General features: G+C 70.0%; 13 protein-coding genes. 6 read left to right on the top strand and 7 right to left on the bottom strand.

Annotation, left to right across the window (positions count from 1 at the left end):
* The first annotated feature begins 81 nt into the window (after positions 1–81).
* The 3 genes from ASG12_RS00820 (at position 82) to ASG12_RS00810 (ending at position 5,322) form a co-directional block, all read left to right on the top strand.
* On the top strand, positions 82–579 hold the full coding sequence (locus ASG12_RS00820; protein WP_156377868.1) for a hypothetical protein: 498 nt from the start codon (positions 82–84) through the stop codon (positions 577–579).
* A 186-nt stretch (positions 580–765) separates the two neighbouring features.
* Positions 766–4,623 (top strand): PE family protein, encoded by a 3,858-nt coding sequence (locus ASG12_RS21465; protein WP_156377867.1) that lies wholly within the window; start codon positions 766–768, stop codon positions 4,621–4,623.
* 189 nt (positions 4,624–4,812) lie between these two features.
* Entirely contained in the window at positions 4,813–5,322 is a 510-nt protein-coding gene (locus ASG12_RS00810; protein ID WP_156377866.1) for a hypothetical protein, read from the top strand.
* A gap of 15 nt (positions 5,323–5,337) precedes the next feature.
* Here the strand turns inward: ASG12_RS00810 and ASG12_RS00805 are convergent, their stop codons facing one another.
* The 3 genes from ASG12_RS00805 to feoB form a co-directional block, all read right to left on the bottom strand.
* Positions 5,338–6,831, bottom strand: coding sequence for an HNH endonuclease signature motif containing protein (locus ASG12_RS00805; RefSeq protein ID WP_235455706.1), 1,494 nt, complete (start codon positions 6,829–6,831; stop codon positions 5,338–5,340).
* 84 nt (positions 6,832–6,915) lie between these two features.
* The gene (locus ASG12_RS00800) at positions 6,916–7,407 is read right to left on the bottom strand and encodes a NifU family protein (RefSeq protein WP_162243390.1); all 492 of its coding nucleotides are present in this window, start codon (positions 7,405–7,407) and stop codon (positions 6,916–6,918) included.
* A gap of 89 nt (positions 7,408–7,496) precedes the next feature.
* A complete protein-coding gene (gene feoB, locus ASG12_RS00795) occupies positions 7,497–9,443 on the bottom strand; it encodes a ferrous iron transporter B (protein ID WP_055784170.1) in 1,947 nt (648 codons plus the stop codon).
* A 217-nt stretch (positions 9,444–9,660) separates the two neighbouring features.
* Here feoB and ASG12_RS00790 point away from each other — a divergent pair, with 217 nt between their 5' ends.
* Positions 9,661–10,716, top strand: a complete 1,056-nt coding sequence (locus ASG12_RS00790) for a hypothetical protein (protein ID WP_055787330.1) — start codon at positions 9,661–9,663, stop codon at positions 10,714–10,716.
* Positions 10,717–10,742: 26 nt separating this feature from the next.
* Here the strand turns inward: ASG12_RS00790 and ASG12_RS00785 are convergent, their stop codons facing one another.
* The gene (locus tag ASG12_RS00785; RefSeq protein ID WP_082501530.1) at positions 10,743–11,042 is read right to left on the bottom strand and encodes a FeoA family protein; all 300 of its coding nucleotides are present in this window, start codon (positions 11,040–11,042) and stop codon (positions 10,743–10,745) included.
* A 175-nt stretch (positions 11,043–11,217) separates the two neighbouring features.
* Between ASG12_RS00785 and ASG12_RS00780 the strand changes: the two genes are divergently transcribed.
* Positions 11,218–11,868, top strand: coding sequence for a hypothetical protein (locus tag ASG12_RS00780; protein WP_055784168.1), 651 nt, complete (start codon positions 11,218–11,220; stop codon positions 11,866–11,868).
* A 3-nt stretch (positions 11,869–11,871) separates the two neighbouring features.
* On the opposite strand, the gene ASG12_RS00775 is transcribed toward ASG12_RS00780, so the two are convergent.
* Both ASG12_RS00775 and ASG12_RS00770 read right to left on the bottom strand, forming a co-directional pair.
* A complete protein-coding gene (locus ASG12_RS00775; protein WP_235455704.1) occupies positions 11,872–12,363 on the bottom strand; it encodes a PaaI family thioesterase in 492 nt (163 codons plus the stop codon).
* Positions 12,360–13,940: a Rieske 2Fe-2S domain-containing protein gene (locus tag ASG12_RS00770; RefSeq protein ID WP_055784166.1), complete on the bottom strand. Its 1,581-nt coding sequence runs from the start codon at positions 13,938–13,940 to the stop codon at positions 12,360–12,362. The genes ASG12_RS00775 and ASG12_RS00770 overlap by 4 nt, the downstream gene beginning before the upstream one ends.
* 78 nt (positions 13,941–14,018) lie before the next feature.
* Between ASG12_RS00770 and ASG12_RS00765 the strand changes: the two genes are divergently transcribed.
* Entirely contained in the window at positions 14,019–14,774 is a 756-nt protein-coding gene (locus ASG12_RS00765) for a lysophospholipid acyltransferase family protein (RefSeq protein ID WP_055784165.1), read from the top strand.
* A 6-nt stretch (positions 14,775–14,780) separates the two neighbouring features.
* Here ASG12_RS00765 and ASG12_RS00760 read toward each other — a convergent pair whose 3' ends face one another.
* The gene (locus ASG12_RS00760; RefSeq protein ID WP_162243389.1) at positions 14,781–15,869 is read right to left on the bottom strand and encodes a GGDEF domain-containing protein; all 1,089 of its coding nucleotides are present in this window, start codon (positions 15,867–15,869) and stop codon (positions 14,781–14,783) included.
* Positions 15,870–15,895 lie beyond the last annotated feature (26 nt).

Raw genomic sequence — 15,895 nt, 5'->3', positions numbered from 1 at the left:
GTAGCGGTTCGTCCGCTCACCGGCCGCACCCGAGACCCGGGTGCGGCCGGTTCGCGTCGTGGCACATGTCATCGTGGGGTGATGGCTTCGCGCAGGGTGACCGAGTCGACGCTGGGGGCGTGGGTGTTCACGGTGAACGGCGCGCGGTGGGACTCCGTGGTCGATATCGCCTCGCGGCGTGGAGGCCTCGCCACCCGCTGCGTCGCGGCCAACTATCGCAAGGACGTGATGGTCGCGGGTCAGCGCGCGCTCCTGTGGGCGAGCGGCCCGCCGACCGGGCCGCGGCCGCGCGGCATCGCGGGACTCGGATGGATCACCGGCCCGAGCGAGATCGACCCGGAGAACGACTCCGACGAGCCGTCGTGGCTCGCCCACACCGACATCCGCCTCCTCTCCGATGCCGAGCGCATCCCGGCGACCGATCTGAACGAGGTGCCCGGCCTGGCCGGCATGGAGATCCTGCGACTCCCGCAGGCGAGCAATCCCTCCTGGGTGACCCGCGACGAGATGGCAGTCATCGAGCCCCTGCTGGCCGGATGGCCCGATCCGCCCGTCGCACGGTCGACCGCCGTCGGGTGATGAGGCGGGCGAAGGATCCTGCGCGCCGAGCACTTTCGGTCCACCCGTTACTTCGCGTCGTTTAATTTTGTCGCCTAAACGAGCGAACAAATAGCCGATTTGACACAACAAATGTGAATTCGACGTAACACGGCGTGCCGAGGTCTAGCTTCACCCTCATCACCGGATTTTCTCAAGGGAGTTGTCGTGGGAGTTCACAAAGCATCGCGGGTGTCGAAGACCGTCGGTAAGGCGGGCCTCGCGGGCACCGCCGCCGGAGCGGTCGTGACCACGGCAGCGGCCGCAGTCCTGATGGGAGCGGGGGTCGGGTCCGATGCGGCGTCGCTGACCGCGGCAGCAGGGGCCAATGCCTCGGCCGACACCGCGCTGAGTCGCGTGCACGCCGAGGGCGTCGTGCTGACCGGCAAGACGTTGGAGATGTTGTCGTCGTTGCCGGCGGGTTCGTCGGTGGTCGTCCCGAATCAGTCGTCGACGCAGAGCGGATCGTCCTCCTCGTCGGTGCCACCGTTGTCAGGGCTGGGTTCCTCTGCGGTGCAGCTCTTCGTCCCGTCGACGACCACGGGTGGTTCGGGACCGGTGTCGCAGGCGTCGGCGTCGTCGTTCAGCATGTTCCCCGCCCAGACCACCTGGACACCGCTGCGCACCCTCGCGGGAGAAACGCCGTCGGGAACGGCGTACGCGTTCGTCCCGGCCGCAGGTACCGATCCGCTGGCCGGGATCGGCATGTTGATCCGGGTGTTCATCGGTGACGGTGCCGATGCGCCGGCGAATTGTGTTGCCGCGGCGTGCAATGGCGGCAACGGTGGACTGTTGTTCGGTAACGGTGGTCGTGGTGCGAATGGCGGAGCGGGTGGCAACGGCGGTCTGTTCGGCAACGGTGGCGCGGGTGGTGCCGCCACCGTGGCCGGCGGCGTCGGTGGTGCGGGCGGCAACGCCGGGTTCATCGGAACCGGCGGTACCGGTGGCGCGGGCGCGGCCGGCGCGACGGGTCTCGCCGGAGGCAAGGGCGGGGCCGGTGGCCGTGGCGGGTTCATCCTCGGTGACGGCGGACTCGGCGGAGCGGGTGGCGCAGGAGCAGCCGGAGCGGCCGGGGCCGCGGGAACCGACGGTGGTGCAGGCGGAGTCGGCGGTAGCGGTGGCGGTCTGATCGGCAATGGTGGCGTCGGCGGTGCCGGTGGTCTCGGTGGGGCGGGCGGAGCGGGTGTCGCCGGCGTTGCCGGTACAGCGGGAACCGGCACCGGCGCTGCGGGTGGTGACGGTACCGCCGGGACGGCCGGCGGCGCGGGTGGTCGCGGCGGAAATGCCGGTGCCGGTGGCGTATCCAGCCTGATCGGCACGGTCGGTGCGGCCGGCGCGAACGGCAGTGGTGGAGCGGGCGGCTCGGGTGGTCGCGGTGGTGATGGCGCTGCGGGGACGAATGGCGCGGACGGCGTCGACGCCACCGCACTCGGTGCGTCGGGCACGGCCGGTCAGGCCGGCGGCAAGGGTGGTGCAGGAGGACTCGGCGGCGGCGCCGGAGCCGGCGGTGCGGCAGGCACCGGAGGCACCGGGGGAACGACCGGCACCACGGGCAGCGCAGGACTTCAGGGCGTCGGCGGAGCCGGTGGCAACGGCGGCAACGGCGGTGCGGGCGCGAACGGTGCGACCGGCGCCGTCGGTGCGGCTGCGGTGGGAGCCGGGGCGAACGGCAACACCGGCGGAACCGGTCTCGCCGGCGGGAACGGTGGTCGCGGTGGTGACGCCGGTATCGGCGGCGCCGGCTCGACCCCGGGTGCCGACGGCCTGAGCGGAAGCGGTGGCGCGGCCGGAAACGGCGGGCAGGGCGGCACCGGATCGAACGGCAACAACGGTGCTGACGGAACGCCGGGAACTGCGCCCGGCGGTTCGGGCGGCGACGCGAGTGGCGGTGGCAACGGCGGGGCCGGTGGACAGGGCGGAGCGGCAGGCAACGCCGGCGCCGCAGGCACCGGTGCCGGTGGCATATCCGGCGCGACGGGACAGACAGGACTCCAGGGCAACGGCGGTGCTGGCGGCAACGGCGGAACCGGTGGTGCCGGTGCCGACGGCCAGAACGGCGCGAACGGAGCTGTCGTCACGGGTGTCGGAACCAACGGGAACAACGGCGCGGCCGGCACCGCAGGCGGGAACGGCGGTCGTGGCGGCAACGCCGGCATCGGCGGGGCCGGGACGGTGGTCGGCGCCAACGGTGTGAACGGGACCGGTGGCGCGGCCGGCGACGGCGGCAACGGCGGCAACGGATCGGACGGCGCATCAGGTGCCGACGGCGCCACCGGCGTCACCCCGGGCAGCGCGGGTGGCGCCGGTACCGCGGGCGGTGCGGGTGGCAACGGTGGAGCCGGCGCCGTCGCGGGTACCGCGGGTGCCGCCGGAACCGGTGGGACGGGCGGTGCTTCGGGCGCAGCGGGTACCGATGGCATCCAGGGCGTCGGCGGCAACGGCGGCAACGGCGGACGTGGAGGCAACGGTGCCGCGGGCGCAAACGGCGAAGCCGGCGTGAACACCGGCGCCGCACAGAACGGCGGCGCCGGTGGGGCCGGTGGCAACGCGGGAGCGGCGGGCACCGGGTCGACCAACGGGACCGCCGGTGTCAACGGCACCGGCGGCAACGGGGCTCAGGGCGGTAACGGCGCTGCGGGCACCAACGGTGGAGCAGGTGCCGCGGGAACCGCCGGCACCATCAACGGCGGTACCGGCGGTGCGGGTACCGCAGGCGGCGCGGGCGGAAACGGTGGCGCCGCAGGGGCGGTCGGTACCGGCGGCACCGGCGGCTCGAACGGCGTCCAGGGCAACGGCGGAAACGGAGGCGTCGGCGGTACCGGAGGTGTCGGCGGTAACGGACGGGCCGGGACGAACGGCGGGACCGGGGCAGCGGGATCGGGCGAGGGCGTCTTCTCGGCTCCCGGAAACGGTGGCACCGGAGGCAACGGAACCGTGGGCGGCAACGGCGGCACAGGCGGTGTCGGCGGAGGTGGCGGCGCGGCCGGGACCGGGCTCGTCGACGGCACAGCCGGAGCCAACGGCAACGGTGGAGCCGGCGGGATCGGCGGCGTCGGTGGCAATGGCGGAACAGGCGGAGCCGGCGGCAACGCGACAGTCAGGAACGGCGGAAACGGCGGTAGCGGCGGCACCGGGGCCGCCGGCGGGATCGGCGGAACCGGCGGCCTGGCCGGTACGGGCGGTGCGACGGGAACCGGTGCCACCGGCACGGCTGGGATCGCGGGCAACAACGGTACCGGCGGGACCGGAGGTGGCGGTGGCACGTCGACAACGGGCTCGGGGGGCGCCGGTGGCGCCGGTGGCGGAGTCGCGTCCACCCGAGGAGACGTGAACGGCGGCAACGGAGGAGCGGGCGGCTCATCGACCCTCTCCACCGGTGGCGCCGGCGGCGCAGGAGCCGGTGTCGCCACGAACAGCGGGCGCGCCGAGGGCGGCGATGGCGGCCGTGGCGGCAGCGGCACCTCCGGCGGCGCAGGCGGTAGCGGTGGCGCAGGAGGCTCCACCGGCACGGGCGGCCAGGGTGTCGGCGGTGCCGGCGGCAACGGCGGTGCGGGATCGGTGGGTAGCGGTGGCAGAGGCGGTTCCGGCGGACAGGGATCGGGCTCGACCGCGACCGGCGGCACCGGCGGCAGCGGTGGCACGAGCGGTGCAGCCAGCGCAGGCGGGGCCGGTGGTACCGGTGGGTCCGCGGTCGGAACCGGCCCGCAGGCGACCGGTGGCGCGGGTGGTCAGGGCGGCACAGGCGGATCGAGCGTCGTCGGAGGCCGCGGTGGAACAGGTGGCGCCGGCGGCGGGGCCTCGAACTCGACCGGCGATGCCCTCGGGGGCGCGGGCGGCGTCGGAGGCGCCGGTGGTTCGGGCAGCATTCCGATCGCCGGAGGCGCAGGCGGCAACGGCGGAACCGGTGGATCTGCCACCGCCCCGGGCGCCGGAACGGCAACCGGTGGAACCGGTGGAGCCGGGGGCCCGGGAGCGGGATCCGCGGCGAACGGCACCAAGGGCGGCAACGGGTCTGCCACCGGGTGACCCGACGCACGACCGGTCCCTAGGCTGATCGATCCTGATCTGCGCTGCAGCGCAGCATTCGCGCCCACCGACAACTCGCGTTGTCGGTGGGCGCGAACGTCCTCGCAGGTAACGTGATCATCTGAGCCACCTCCTGCGGTGGCGCGCCACGCATGACCTTCAAAATCTGTTCCGTCACCAAGGACTTCCGTGAATCAACCCGCCTCGTCAGCAGACCAGTCGCGACAGTCGCGACTCCTCCCTCTGCTGGCCGTTGCCGCAATCGCCGTCGCCGTGGCTGCGGTGGTGGTCGCAGTGATAGCCCTGGTGCAGGGCGGTTCCGATGACTCCGCGCCGAGCTACTCCGACGCGCAGCGGGCCACCGACACCCGCACGGTGTGCGACGCGTTCGCGCTGAACCTCAAGGCGGTGTCGATCCAGACCGGGTCGCAAGCGCCCGCAGGCGAATCGGGCGTATCGGCGGCGGCAGCGAACGCACGGCTCGCACTCTTCGCGGCGTCGGTGAACCTGACCGATGCTCTCGAGGCGGCTCCGGCAGCGCCCGAGGGTCTGCGCGCTGCGGTGACCGATCTCGCGAAGCAGTACCGCACGGTGGCAACGCAATATCTGGCGGGCGCCACGAACACGGCGTCGGAGGTCACCGCGGCAGTGCGCAGTGCGGGTACGGCAGCGACATCGGTGAGCAACGCCTGCAGGTAGCCGCCTGCGCGGCTCTCAGTACGGCGGTGGAGGTTCCGCGTCCCGGGCACGCTCGACGGCACGACGATGCGCGTCGCGTTGTCGGATGCGGAGTTCGTCGAGGTGCCTGCGTGCCGGATGATCGGCTCTCGAGGGTGGCGAGCGCAGTGCGGAGAACAGATCGGTGCCGGTGTAGGCGTTGCCGAGGAACATGTGGCCGGTGGGCGACTCGAAGAGCACCGTGCCCATCTCGTCCTGGTGGTCGCGCCACGCGGTGAAGGTCTTGATCCGGTGGTGGAAGCGGCAGAGCGGCTTGAGATTCGCGCGGACGGTCGAGCCACCGCGGCTCGGATGGCGGTGGTCGAACGGATCGGTGTGGTCGATGTCGGTCGACCACGCCGGCGCACTGCATCCCGGGAACGTGCAGCACAGTTCACCGGCGCGGATGAGAGCCTGCAACTTTCGGCTCGGGACGTACCCGGTCGCGTCCGCCGCAGGCGGTGTGGGGCGAAGGAACTCGCGCTGGGCGTCGGCCAGCAACGACCGCATCGTGTCGGCGTCGACGATGCCGTGGCCGTCGAGGAACCCCGGCTGATCATCGAGCCCCACCAGTGTCGACAGATTCGCCACGATGTGGAAGGTCGGCCGCACCGCCGACCACGCGGCCGACTCCGAAGCGTCGACCCCCGCCGCAGTGCAGTCGTCGCAAAGGCATTCGAGTCGGGATTCGTGACGCGACAACGCCAGCAGCGCGTCGGCACGACGCTGGTCACGCGTGCGGGGATCGCCAGTGTGGGGTTGCGCTGCCATCGCCTCGAGCTGCGCGTCGATCTCGGCTGCGCTCGCCATGGGCAGTGACGCCGACATCCGACTCTGCCCCGGCGCGTGTCGGTCGGGACGCACCGATACCTTCCTGTCAGCTTCGGCGCGCTCGCGCCGCCGCAGGAGCGCATCGGAATCGAACTCGGCGACCACGGCGTCGACCATGACCGTGAACCGGGCACGCGACATCGGGGGCCGGGCGAAGATCGCCTGGGCGAGATGGGCGTCGACCTCGGCGATGGTGTCCGGTGAACACAGCGCCGTCCGCGCGACGGCGGTGAGGAAGTGTGAGAGCTCCAGTCGCCCGGTGGCCAGGGCGTGGCCGGTGAACGGGACGCGGTGCCGCAGAGCGGAACCGGCGACGATGAGTTCCCGCGCTCGCGCGGGTGTGACGTTGAGGACCGCACCGACCTCTGCCGTGGCGCGCTCGAGGCCATCGGGTCCGAACTGCGACCGCGGGTCCTGTGCGCACCGGGCGGCAGCGGCTATCTCGGTGAATCGCTCGATCGAGTCCGCCTCACCGCTGTGGTGCTCGGCGACCTCGCTGAGGAAGTCCTCTTCGCGTTCCTCGTGGATCAGGCTGGCCGCCTGCAGCATTCGATAGTCGGCCGACGCCGTGATCGATCGGCAGTGGGCGAGTACCTCGACGAGTTCGACCGCGGTCAGGGCAGTGTCGTCTGCCCGCTGTGTCACCACCCCCGAGGTCATGGGGACGAACGTACAGGCACCCACTGACACCATGGCCAGAGAACGCCGATGCCCTGTGGATGGACGAGAACTGTGGACAGTTGGCTAGCCGTGCGATGAGACCGGGAACAGGCCCAGCAACCGGCGACCCATCGCGATCGATGGTGCCGCGTCGACCCGGACCCCGACGAGCGCCGGGAATCGTTCGCGCACGGCTTCTTCGAAGCGATCGGTCAGGGTGACGTCGGAGGCCGGGCAGTGGGCGCACGTGCCGCCCAGCGACACGGTGACGACGCCGGAAGCGACCTCGACGACGGTCAGGGCGCCGCCGTGGGACCGGATGAAGGCACCCACCTCGCCGGAGAGAACCTGGTCGACCGCGGCCCGCAACACGTCGTCGGCCGAGCCCTCATCCACCGGGCGCCATGCGTCCGGCTCGCCCAATGCCGATCCCAGCGCGGTGCGGATCGCAGCGCCGGCGGTACGCCAGGAGTGATTGTCGTCCAGGCGAATGCGTATGGCATCCGGTTCGACGCGGAGCAGCGTGATCACCCTGTCATCGACGAACCCCTGCACCACCACCGGCGCCGACGCCACCTCGCCGACGAAACCGAGGGTGCCGGCAGGCATGATCCAGCGAAGCTCCTGTGGCGCACCGGGTACGGCCTCGGCATGAATGGGGACGGTCATGTCACCGCCGCCACGATGGTGTGTGCGGCGAAGGCCATGACCCAGGCGAGTACGAACATGTACCCGAACGCGATGGCCGGCCACTTCCAGGTGCCCGACTCTCGGCGCATCACGCCGATCGTCGACATGCATTGCAGCGCATAGAGGAAGAACACCATCAGCGCCGCCAACACGGGCGGGGTGAACAGCGGCTCGCCGATCCGCTCACCGCTGGTGACGCGCATCTTCGACAGCGCGTTGCTCGGATCGTCGGGATTCTCGGCCGCACCGACTTGTCCCAGCGTGGCCACGAAGGTCTCGCGTGCCGACAACGACGCGAGGATGCCGATGTTGATGCGCCAGTCGAATCCGAGCGGCGCGAATACCGGTGCGATGAACTTGCCGACAGCGGCGCCCGCGCTGTGCTCGATGACGTAGGAGGACGTCGCAGCATCGTCGTTCGGGTCGATCCCGGCGGCCCGGAAGTCGCTGTCGCCGCGGGTCGGGAGGTTGAGCAGCAGCCACAGTGCAGCGGTGGTCACGAGGATGATGACACCGACCTTGCGGACGAAACCCCGGCAGGCGTCCCACACCGACAACGACATCGAGCGCACCGACGGCCACCGATACGGCGGCATCTCCATGTAGAAGGGGAGCAGCGGGCCGGTGCCGCGACCAATGCGCGAGAACAGCCACGCCGTCGCCATCGCCGACACCGCGCCGCCGAGGTAGAGCGCGAACATCACCACGCCCTGCGCCCCGAACGGGCCGACCCGGTCGGAGGAATCGACGAGCAGACCGGTCAGCAGGATGTAGACCGGGAGCCGCGCCGAACACGTCATCAGAGGAGCGGCCATCATGGTGGCCAACCGATCTCGGGTCGACGGCAGCGTGCGTGTCGCCATGATCCCCGGGATCGCGCACGCCAGCGACGACAGCAGTGCCACGAATGCGCGGCCCTCGAGTCCGGCGACCGACATGATCTTGTCCATCAGGAACGCCGCGCGCGCCATGTACCCGACGCCCTCGAGCAGGGCGATGAGGATGAACAGCAGCGCGATCTGCGGCAGGAACACCAGCACGCCGCCGACGCCGCCGATCATCGCATCGCCGAGAAAGCTGGCGAGCCAGTCGATCCCGACGTGGTCGCGCACCAGGCCGGCGAGGTAGTCGAAGAACTGTTGGACGTAGTCCTGGAGTGGGGCGGCCACGGTGAAGATGACCTGGAAGAACGCGAACATGGTCGCGAAGAACACCAGTGTGCCCCAGACCGGATGCAGCAGAACGGCATCGATGCGACGCGTGCGGTCGTCGAGGCGCGGCAGGCGGTAGCGGGAGGTGGTCAGCACCGACTCGATCCACGCCGTGACCTCGGGTCCATCGGCGGGCGGGGGGAGTGCCGGGGTCGTCCACTGGTCGGGGTGGGGGAGGAGCTCGCGCAGCGCACCGAGTTCGCGGCGGCGTCCGCCGACGACCGCGACCACGGGCACGCCGATGGCGCGCGAGAAGGCGTCGACGTCGATGGAGCCCTGGCGACGGGTCAGCTCGTCGGTGAAGGTGAGGACCACGCACGCGGGCAGATCGGTGCCCAGCACCTGGGCCAGCATGCCGAGAGATCGCCGCAGTGTGGTCGCGTCGAGGGTGACGACGAGACCGTCGGGGGTGTCGGTGGTGACGTCGTCGGGGTCGAGGACGTCGGCGACGATCTGCTCGTCGGGGCTGATCGCGTCGAGACTGTAGGTACCCGGGAGGTCCTCCACGAGAACGTCGTGGTCGCCGACCTGCGTGCGCCCCTCGTAGCGGGCGACGGTCACGCCGGGGTAATTGCCGGTCTTCGCACGGAGTCCGGTCAGCGCGTTGAACAGGGTCGTCTTGCCGGAGTTCGGGCTGCCGACGAGGGCGAGTCGGGCATCGGAGCCGTGATCGTCGAGTGATCCGGCGCCACCGTGCGGTCCACAGCTCACGCGCCACCACCGTTCTCGTCGACTCGGGTCAGGTAAGGCTTTCCTGGACTCCCCGTCCACCACAGTAGCGCTGCGACGCGGCCGTGCTCCCGGCGATTCTGTGCAGGTGAGGGCATACGTCCGACTTGCCCGAATGCTGGACGCACGGGGTGTGATCGACACCCGCTCGACATCGTCAGGCCGGCCGCGGTTCACGTGGATCGACCACGGTCGCGTCATGAGACCGACGACTCGCCTGGCCACCCTCGTGCTCGCCCTCGCCGCGGCGGTGACCGTCGCACCCGGATCGGCAGGAGCGGTCGACTTCGGCAGTTCCGGACTCGGCGGTGACCCCGGCACCTACACCTACGCGGTGATCGGCGACGTGCCCTACGGACAGCCCCAGATCGACGTCTTCCCGACCTGGATCGCCCAGATCAACGCCGACCGCGCCGTCGACATGACCTTTCACGTGGGGGACATCAAGAACGGGTCGACGAAGTGCGCCGACGACTATTTCGCGTTGATCCGCAAAGACTTCGACACTTTCCGTCGGCCCTTCCTCTACACCCCCGGCGACAACGAGTGGACCGACTGCCACCGCGCCAACAACGGCGCCTACAACCCCCTCGAGCGGCTCGCGGCGGTACGGAAGACCTTCTTCACGCGTCCCGGCCGGACCCTCGGGCAGCAGGCGCGACCGGTCGCGTCGCAGAACGCCATCGGGTTCCCCGAGAACGTGTCGCTGACCCAGCGGGGCGTGGCCATGGCGACCTTGCACGTGGTCGGCAGCAACGACGACCTGCAGCCGTGGACCGGGATCGGCCAGACCGCGGCCACGCCTGCGCAGATCGCCGAGGAGACCGCGCGCATCAACGCCGCGATCACGCAGGTGCGCACCACCTTCGCCCAGGCGAAGGCGCGCAACGACCGCGCCGTGTCGTTCTACACGCAGGCCGACATGTTCGATCCCACCTACGCGGTGACCCCGAACGACGACTCGGCGTTCACGCCGCTGGTGCGTGCACTCGTCGAGGAGTCGCGCAGTTTCGGCAAGCCGGTCTACCTGTTCAACGGCGACAGCCACATCTACAACTCCGATACCCCGCTCGCAGCCGGCTCGAAGTGGTTGTCGTTCTACGGGATCACGGATGCGGCCGACAACCTGACACGCGTGACCGTCGACGGTTCGTCGAACAACAAGGACTACCTGCGGGTGTCGATCTCGAAGCCGAATGATCCGAAGGTGCTGAGCTGGACCCGCGTGCCGTACACCGTGCAGGCCGCGGGCTGAGCCGAGACGCGATCTGCAAGGCAGCGTCAGCCGGCTGCGATGACCTTGATGCAGTCGGCCTGGCGGCGGCGCAACGCGATCTCGTACCCGGCGACCCGCACCACCACCGGTCCGCGCATCGGAGCGCGACGCACGGCGACGACCTCGGCGCCCGGCGCGAAACCGAGATCGAAGAAGCGACGTGCGGCCGACGGGTCGGCGTCGGCGCACAGGCGCGACACGACCGCGGAACTCCCCAGCGGCAGGTCGCTGACGGCGACCTCACCGATCGTGGCCTCGTGATCGGCGACGGCGCGCGAGCGGAGACGGTCGGTGGTGATCGACATGTCGCCTCCTGCCTCTGTGAGTTCGTGCTGGGCAAGTGAGCCTTACCTAGCTGAGATGAGGCAAGCATAACCACGATCTCCGACCCGGCGCCAGGCCCTCGGTGAGCGTCGGTAACGATCTGCCCGATACGGGCGATCTGCGTGTACACCCGTCCGACGACCCCAGGGACAGACCATGACCAGGATCGCGACCTATCTGACCGCCGCCGCCGCTGCGCTCGTGCTCACCGGCCTCACCGCAGGCTGCTCGTCGGACTCGTCCGACACCGCCACACCGACCTCGACGGTCACCGTCACCCCGTCCACCGCCGCATCCGCGTCGGGCGGCGAGGCCGGCGGCGGCGACTCGTCGGCGGATGGGGCCACCGACGCCCCGGCCCAGGAGACCGCCGGCCAGACTCGCATTCCCGCCGTGTCGGCCGTGCCTCCGTCGGAGTTCGCCGACGGAGCCTTCTCCTCGTTCGCATCACCCACCGGCAAGATCCAGTGTCGAGCCGTCGACAACACGTTCAACTGCCAGACCGAAGGCCTCCCGCACACGGTCGCGACGTCATCGCTGTGCAACTTCTATCCGGGCGACGAGCAGGGCCGCGCGGTGCGTTTCGGTTGGTTCAGCGGAGGCCCCGCCCCGTGCGCGACGATCATCCAGGGCGAGGGCTACCGCTCCCCGCACACGCTGCAGTACGGCCAGCGTGTGACGTTCCCCGCCATCGCGGGACGGACGATCACCTGCTCGTCGGCCCCCAACGGGATCACCTGCACCCAGGTCGGCGGCTCGGGCGCCCGCGGGTTCGTGCTGTCCGCCGAATCGTTCAGGGTGCTCTAGGGGTCAGGACAGCATCAACAGGGTCGAGGTGGCGCTGGCGACGAGACGTTCCTCGGAGTCGCGCACCTCGGCGCGGACGGTGGCCGTGGTGCGGCCGTGGTGTTCGACCTGTGCGCGTACGCGAATGGCGCCACTGTCCGGCGCGATGGCACGGATGTAGCGACAGCTCAGGTCGAGCGTGGTGAAGCGGCGGTTCTCCGGGTTCACGGTCATGAGGGCCGAGCCGAACGCGGCGTCGATGACCGCGGCGATGAGCCCGCCCTGGATGGTTCCGAAAGAGTTGCAGTGGAATTCGCGCGGCTCGAGCTCGAGGACCGCCCACCCTTCGCCCGCGTCGACCGGCCGGTAGTCGATGGTCGACGACGCCGGACTGAGGGGCAGCTCACCGGCGATCTGGGCGTGCACCTGCTCGATGCCGTGCAGCTCGGCATGGGCACGTCCGACCGGCGGCGTCCACGTGTACTCGCGCCGTGGCTCGTCGACCACTTCCGTCACGACTCGATCTTGTTCGCGCGCAACTCATGTCCCTTGGAGGTGAGGCAGCGACCGGTCGGCAGGTCCCACGACCACCCGTGCAGGTTGCAGGTCAGCTTCTCGCCCTCGATGACCCCGAACTTCGACAGGTCGGCCTTGAGGTGCGGGCACCGACGCTGGATCTCCCAGCCGTCCTTCTCGATCGACGCCGAATCGTCGTGCGCCTCGGAGAACCAGCCGTCGGCGTACGCGATGCGTTCGGCGGTCAGGCATTTGAAGAACGTGTAGAGGAACTCGTTGTATCCACCGATGCGCCACGTGGTGAACCGCGTCGACAGGAAGATGGTGTTCACCCAGTCGGGTTCGTCGTCGCGCAGCACGGTGCGCACCAACTCGGCCGGGATGCGGAACCCGTAGCGGTACTTACCCTCACCCTCCTTCGGCTCGCGGACCGTGCGGTTGGGGAAGTCGAGCACGACGGTCTGATCACCCATCACCAGGCCGACCGGGTATCCGATGCCGTCGCAGATGAGGTCACTCGCGGCCATGATCGGCTCGAAGAGATCACGCAACGGCGGCAGCAGCGGCTCACCGTCGGCCGGCGCCCACGACGCCTTCGCCTCGGCGATCACCGGCGCGAACTTCTCGGCCATCTTCTCGAGGTAGGCGCCCTTGTTGGCGCCGAAGACCTGCTCGGGCGGATACGGGTGCGACACCTCGACGAGCTCGGATCCTCGCAGCTCCGCCGTCGACCCCGACACCATCATCAGGCCGCGGTGCGTGGTGCCGTCGTCGGTGCCGTGTTCCACCATCTGGTCGAGAAAGGTTGCCTGATCAGGGAAGATGCTGGTCGTGTCGGGTGTGCCGTCGGCGTCGGGGACGTCGTTGAGGTAGCGCAACTCGGGGTCGAGGAACATCGGCGGCCCCGCCGAGGGCACCACCCAGGTGGCGCCGACCTGCTCGATGTACGACCGCGCCCGGTCCATGCCGCGCTGGCGCTTCTGCGCCGCGAAATTGGCCTTCGTCTTGCGCGGGATGTCGTAGACCATCGGGTACCAGATGGCGCCGGAGTACTGCAGCAGATGAATGTCGATGTGGCCGAACGCATCCGAGATCACGTCGAGGTCCACCGGGCGGGCGTCGTTCATGTTGAAGCACGTGGTCTCGCCGTCGGAGACGATGAGCCCGCTGTCGCCGATGGGGCCGTCAGCGGGTGCGCGTAGCGCCACGATCATGACCTCGAGGCTGCCCTTGTCGCCCGAGACGGTGGTCTTCACCGAGTCCTCGGTCTCTACGAACGTGTGGAACCCGAGCGCCTCGAGCTCGCGCCGCAGATCGGGCACCGGGTAATCCGGCAGCAGGACGGTCGCGTCCTTGTTCACGTTCTCGGCGAGGTTGCGCGCATCGAAGTGGTCGCGGTGCAGGTGCGACACGTACAGGTAGTCGCAGTCGCCGAGACTCTTCCAGTCGAGCTCGGAGTTGTCGGGGAACGGGAACCACGAGGCGAAGTAGGCAGGGTTCACCCACGGGTCACACAGGATGGACCCGGCCGCGGTCTGGATGTGGAATCCCGCGTGTCCGATGCTGGTGACCTGCACTCGATGCCTCTCTCTCGATTCCGCGGCCGTCGATCCGACCGCCCCTCCAGGGTAGAGGCGGACGCTAGGGTCATCGGCATGGAACCCGCGTACGACACCGTGATTGCGATCGCCCGCTCCATGTGGGCCGCGCAGGGACTGAAGTTCACCGTCACCGGCGCCGAGAACGTCCCCGAGTCCGGTGGGGCGGTCATCGCGATCAACCACACCGGGTACCTCGACTTCACCTACGCCGGACTCCCGGCGTTCCTCCACGGCCGCCGCAAGGTGCGGTTCATGGCCAAGAAGGAGGTCTTCGACTCGAAGGTGTCGGGGCCCATCATGCGGGCGCTGCGACACATCCCGGTCGACCGCGGCGCCGGTGCCGAGAGCTACCGGGCCGCTGTCGAGTACCTGCAGCGCGGCGAGCTCGTGGGTGTGTACCCCGAGGCCACGATCAGCCGCAGCTTCGAGATCAAGGACTTCAAGACCGGCGCCGCGCGGATGGCGCTCGAGGCCAACGTGCCCATCGTCCCGACCGTGATCTGGGGTGCCCAGCGCGTCTGGACGAAGGGTCACCCGAAACGGATGGGACGCTCGAACACCCCGATCAGCATCGGGGTCGCGCCGCCGATCACGCCGACCGGCACCCCCGAGGAGCTGACGGCGACGCTGCACCAGGTGATGACCGACACCCTCCACGAGATCCAGGGCGCCTACGGCAAGCACCCGGTCGGCGAGTTCTGGGTCCCCGCCCGCCTCGGCGGCGGCGCGCCCACCCTCGACGAGGCCAACGCGATGGACGCCGAGGAATCGGCCGAGCGGGCCCGCAAGCGCACCGAACGCGAGAACTGACCCCGGTCAGATCTCCGCGGTGCTCGACTGCCCGCCGCCGGCGCGTTTTGCCGCGTACATCCGTGTGTCGGCGTCCCGCATGGCGGCCTCGAGTGCATCGGGGAATTCGTGATCCCGGGGTGCGCCGATGATCGTCGCGCCGACGCTGACCGTGACCGGGACCGCGTCTCCGGCGTCGGTGAGACGCCGGGGCAGCAGGTCGACGAACCGCATCACCTCGTGCGGGGTCCCGCAGAGAACGACGGTGAACTCCTCGCCGCCGGTCCGCCCCGCGACGGCGTCACCACCCAGGATGTCGCGCATCCGACGTGCCAGCGATCGCAGGACGTCGTCGCCGGCCACGTGTCCGTGAGTGTCGTTGACCCGCTTGAAATCGTCGATGTCGACGACCACCGCCGCGAGCGCCAACCCGTCGCGCGACGCCCGCTCCCACAAGAGCTCCACCGAGACCTCGATGCCGCGCCGATTCCGTAGGCCCGTCAACGGGTCGACCAGCGACTGTTGGGCATCGATCGACAGACGGTTCCACGCGATGTGTGCGGCGACCGGCACGCCACACACCGCGGCGAACAGCACCAGACCGCCGGCGGCCAGGGCGTAGGGATCGAAGAGGTCGGCGTGCTGCACCCGCCACAGTGCGTAGGCGATGACCGCGGCCGACCAGGTCAGGTGGGCAAGCAGCCACCGCGAACTCACGAAGTAGGTGCACAGCGCGCTGTTGATCACGAACAGTGCGCACCCGATGGCGTGGACCACCGGACTGTAGAGCACCAGGATCACCGCCAACCCGACGTCGCCGAAGACGGCGAACCCGACGAAGTAGTTCCGGGCCTGACGTTGGGTCGTCGGTATGGGGGCCACCGCGATCAGCACGATCGCGACCGCCTGGAGACCCATCATCAGCAGAGCGATCGTGCGTTCGGCGGTCCCCTGCGGCCCATCGGGACTGCGCAGCAGCAGCGCCGAACACACCGCCATGAGCAGCGTGTTCGCGGCGAACACCGCTCGGATCGACGACCGCAACGACCGCATCGAGTGGTGGTCGACGATCCAGGCGTAGTCGTGCGATCCGACGAGCCATCGTCGTAGGTCCACGATGGTCACCTCCCCGCCGGTTTGGT

The organism is Williamsia sp. Leaf354, from assembly GCF_001424365.1.
Classification (GTDB): domain Bacteria; phylum Actinomycetota; class Actinomycetes; order Mycobacteriales; family Mycobacteriaceae; genus Williamsia_A.
The sequence above is the reverse complement of the archived record's forward strand: the minus strand, read 5'-3'. Positions and strand labels throughout refer to the sequence as shown.

What these genes read in the sequence shown, in the direction of transcription:
- ASG12_RS00820 (WP_156377868.1), top strand. Translation starts at nt 82, where the DNA reads ATGGCTTCGCGCAGGGTGACCGAGTCGACGCTGGGGGCGTGGGTGTTC.
- ASG12_RS00790 (WP_055787330.1), top strand. Translation starts at nt 9,661, where the DNA reads ATGAGACCGACGACTCGCCTGGCCACCCTCGTGCTCGCCCTCGCCGCG.
- ASG12_RS00785 (WP_082501530.1), bottom strand. Translation starts at nt 11,042, where the DNA reads ATGTCGATCACCACCGACCGTCTCCGCTCGCGCGCCGTCGCCGATCAC.
- ASG12_RS00805 (WP_235455706.1), bottom strand. Translation starts at nt 6,831, where the DNA reads ATGACCTCGGGGGTGGTGACACAGCGGGCAGACGACACTGCCCTGACC.
- ASG12_RS00765 (WP_055784165.1), top strand. Translation starts at nt 14,019, where the DNA reads ATGGAACCCGCGTACGACACCGTGATTGCGATCGCCCGCTCCATGTGG.
- ASG12_RS00780 (WP_055784168.1), top strand. Translation starts at nt 11,218, where the DNA reads ATGACCAGGATCGCGACCTATCTGACCGCCGCCGCCGCTGCGCTCGTG.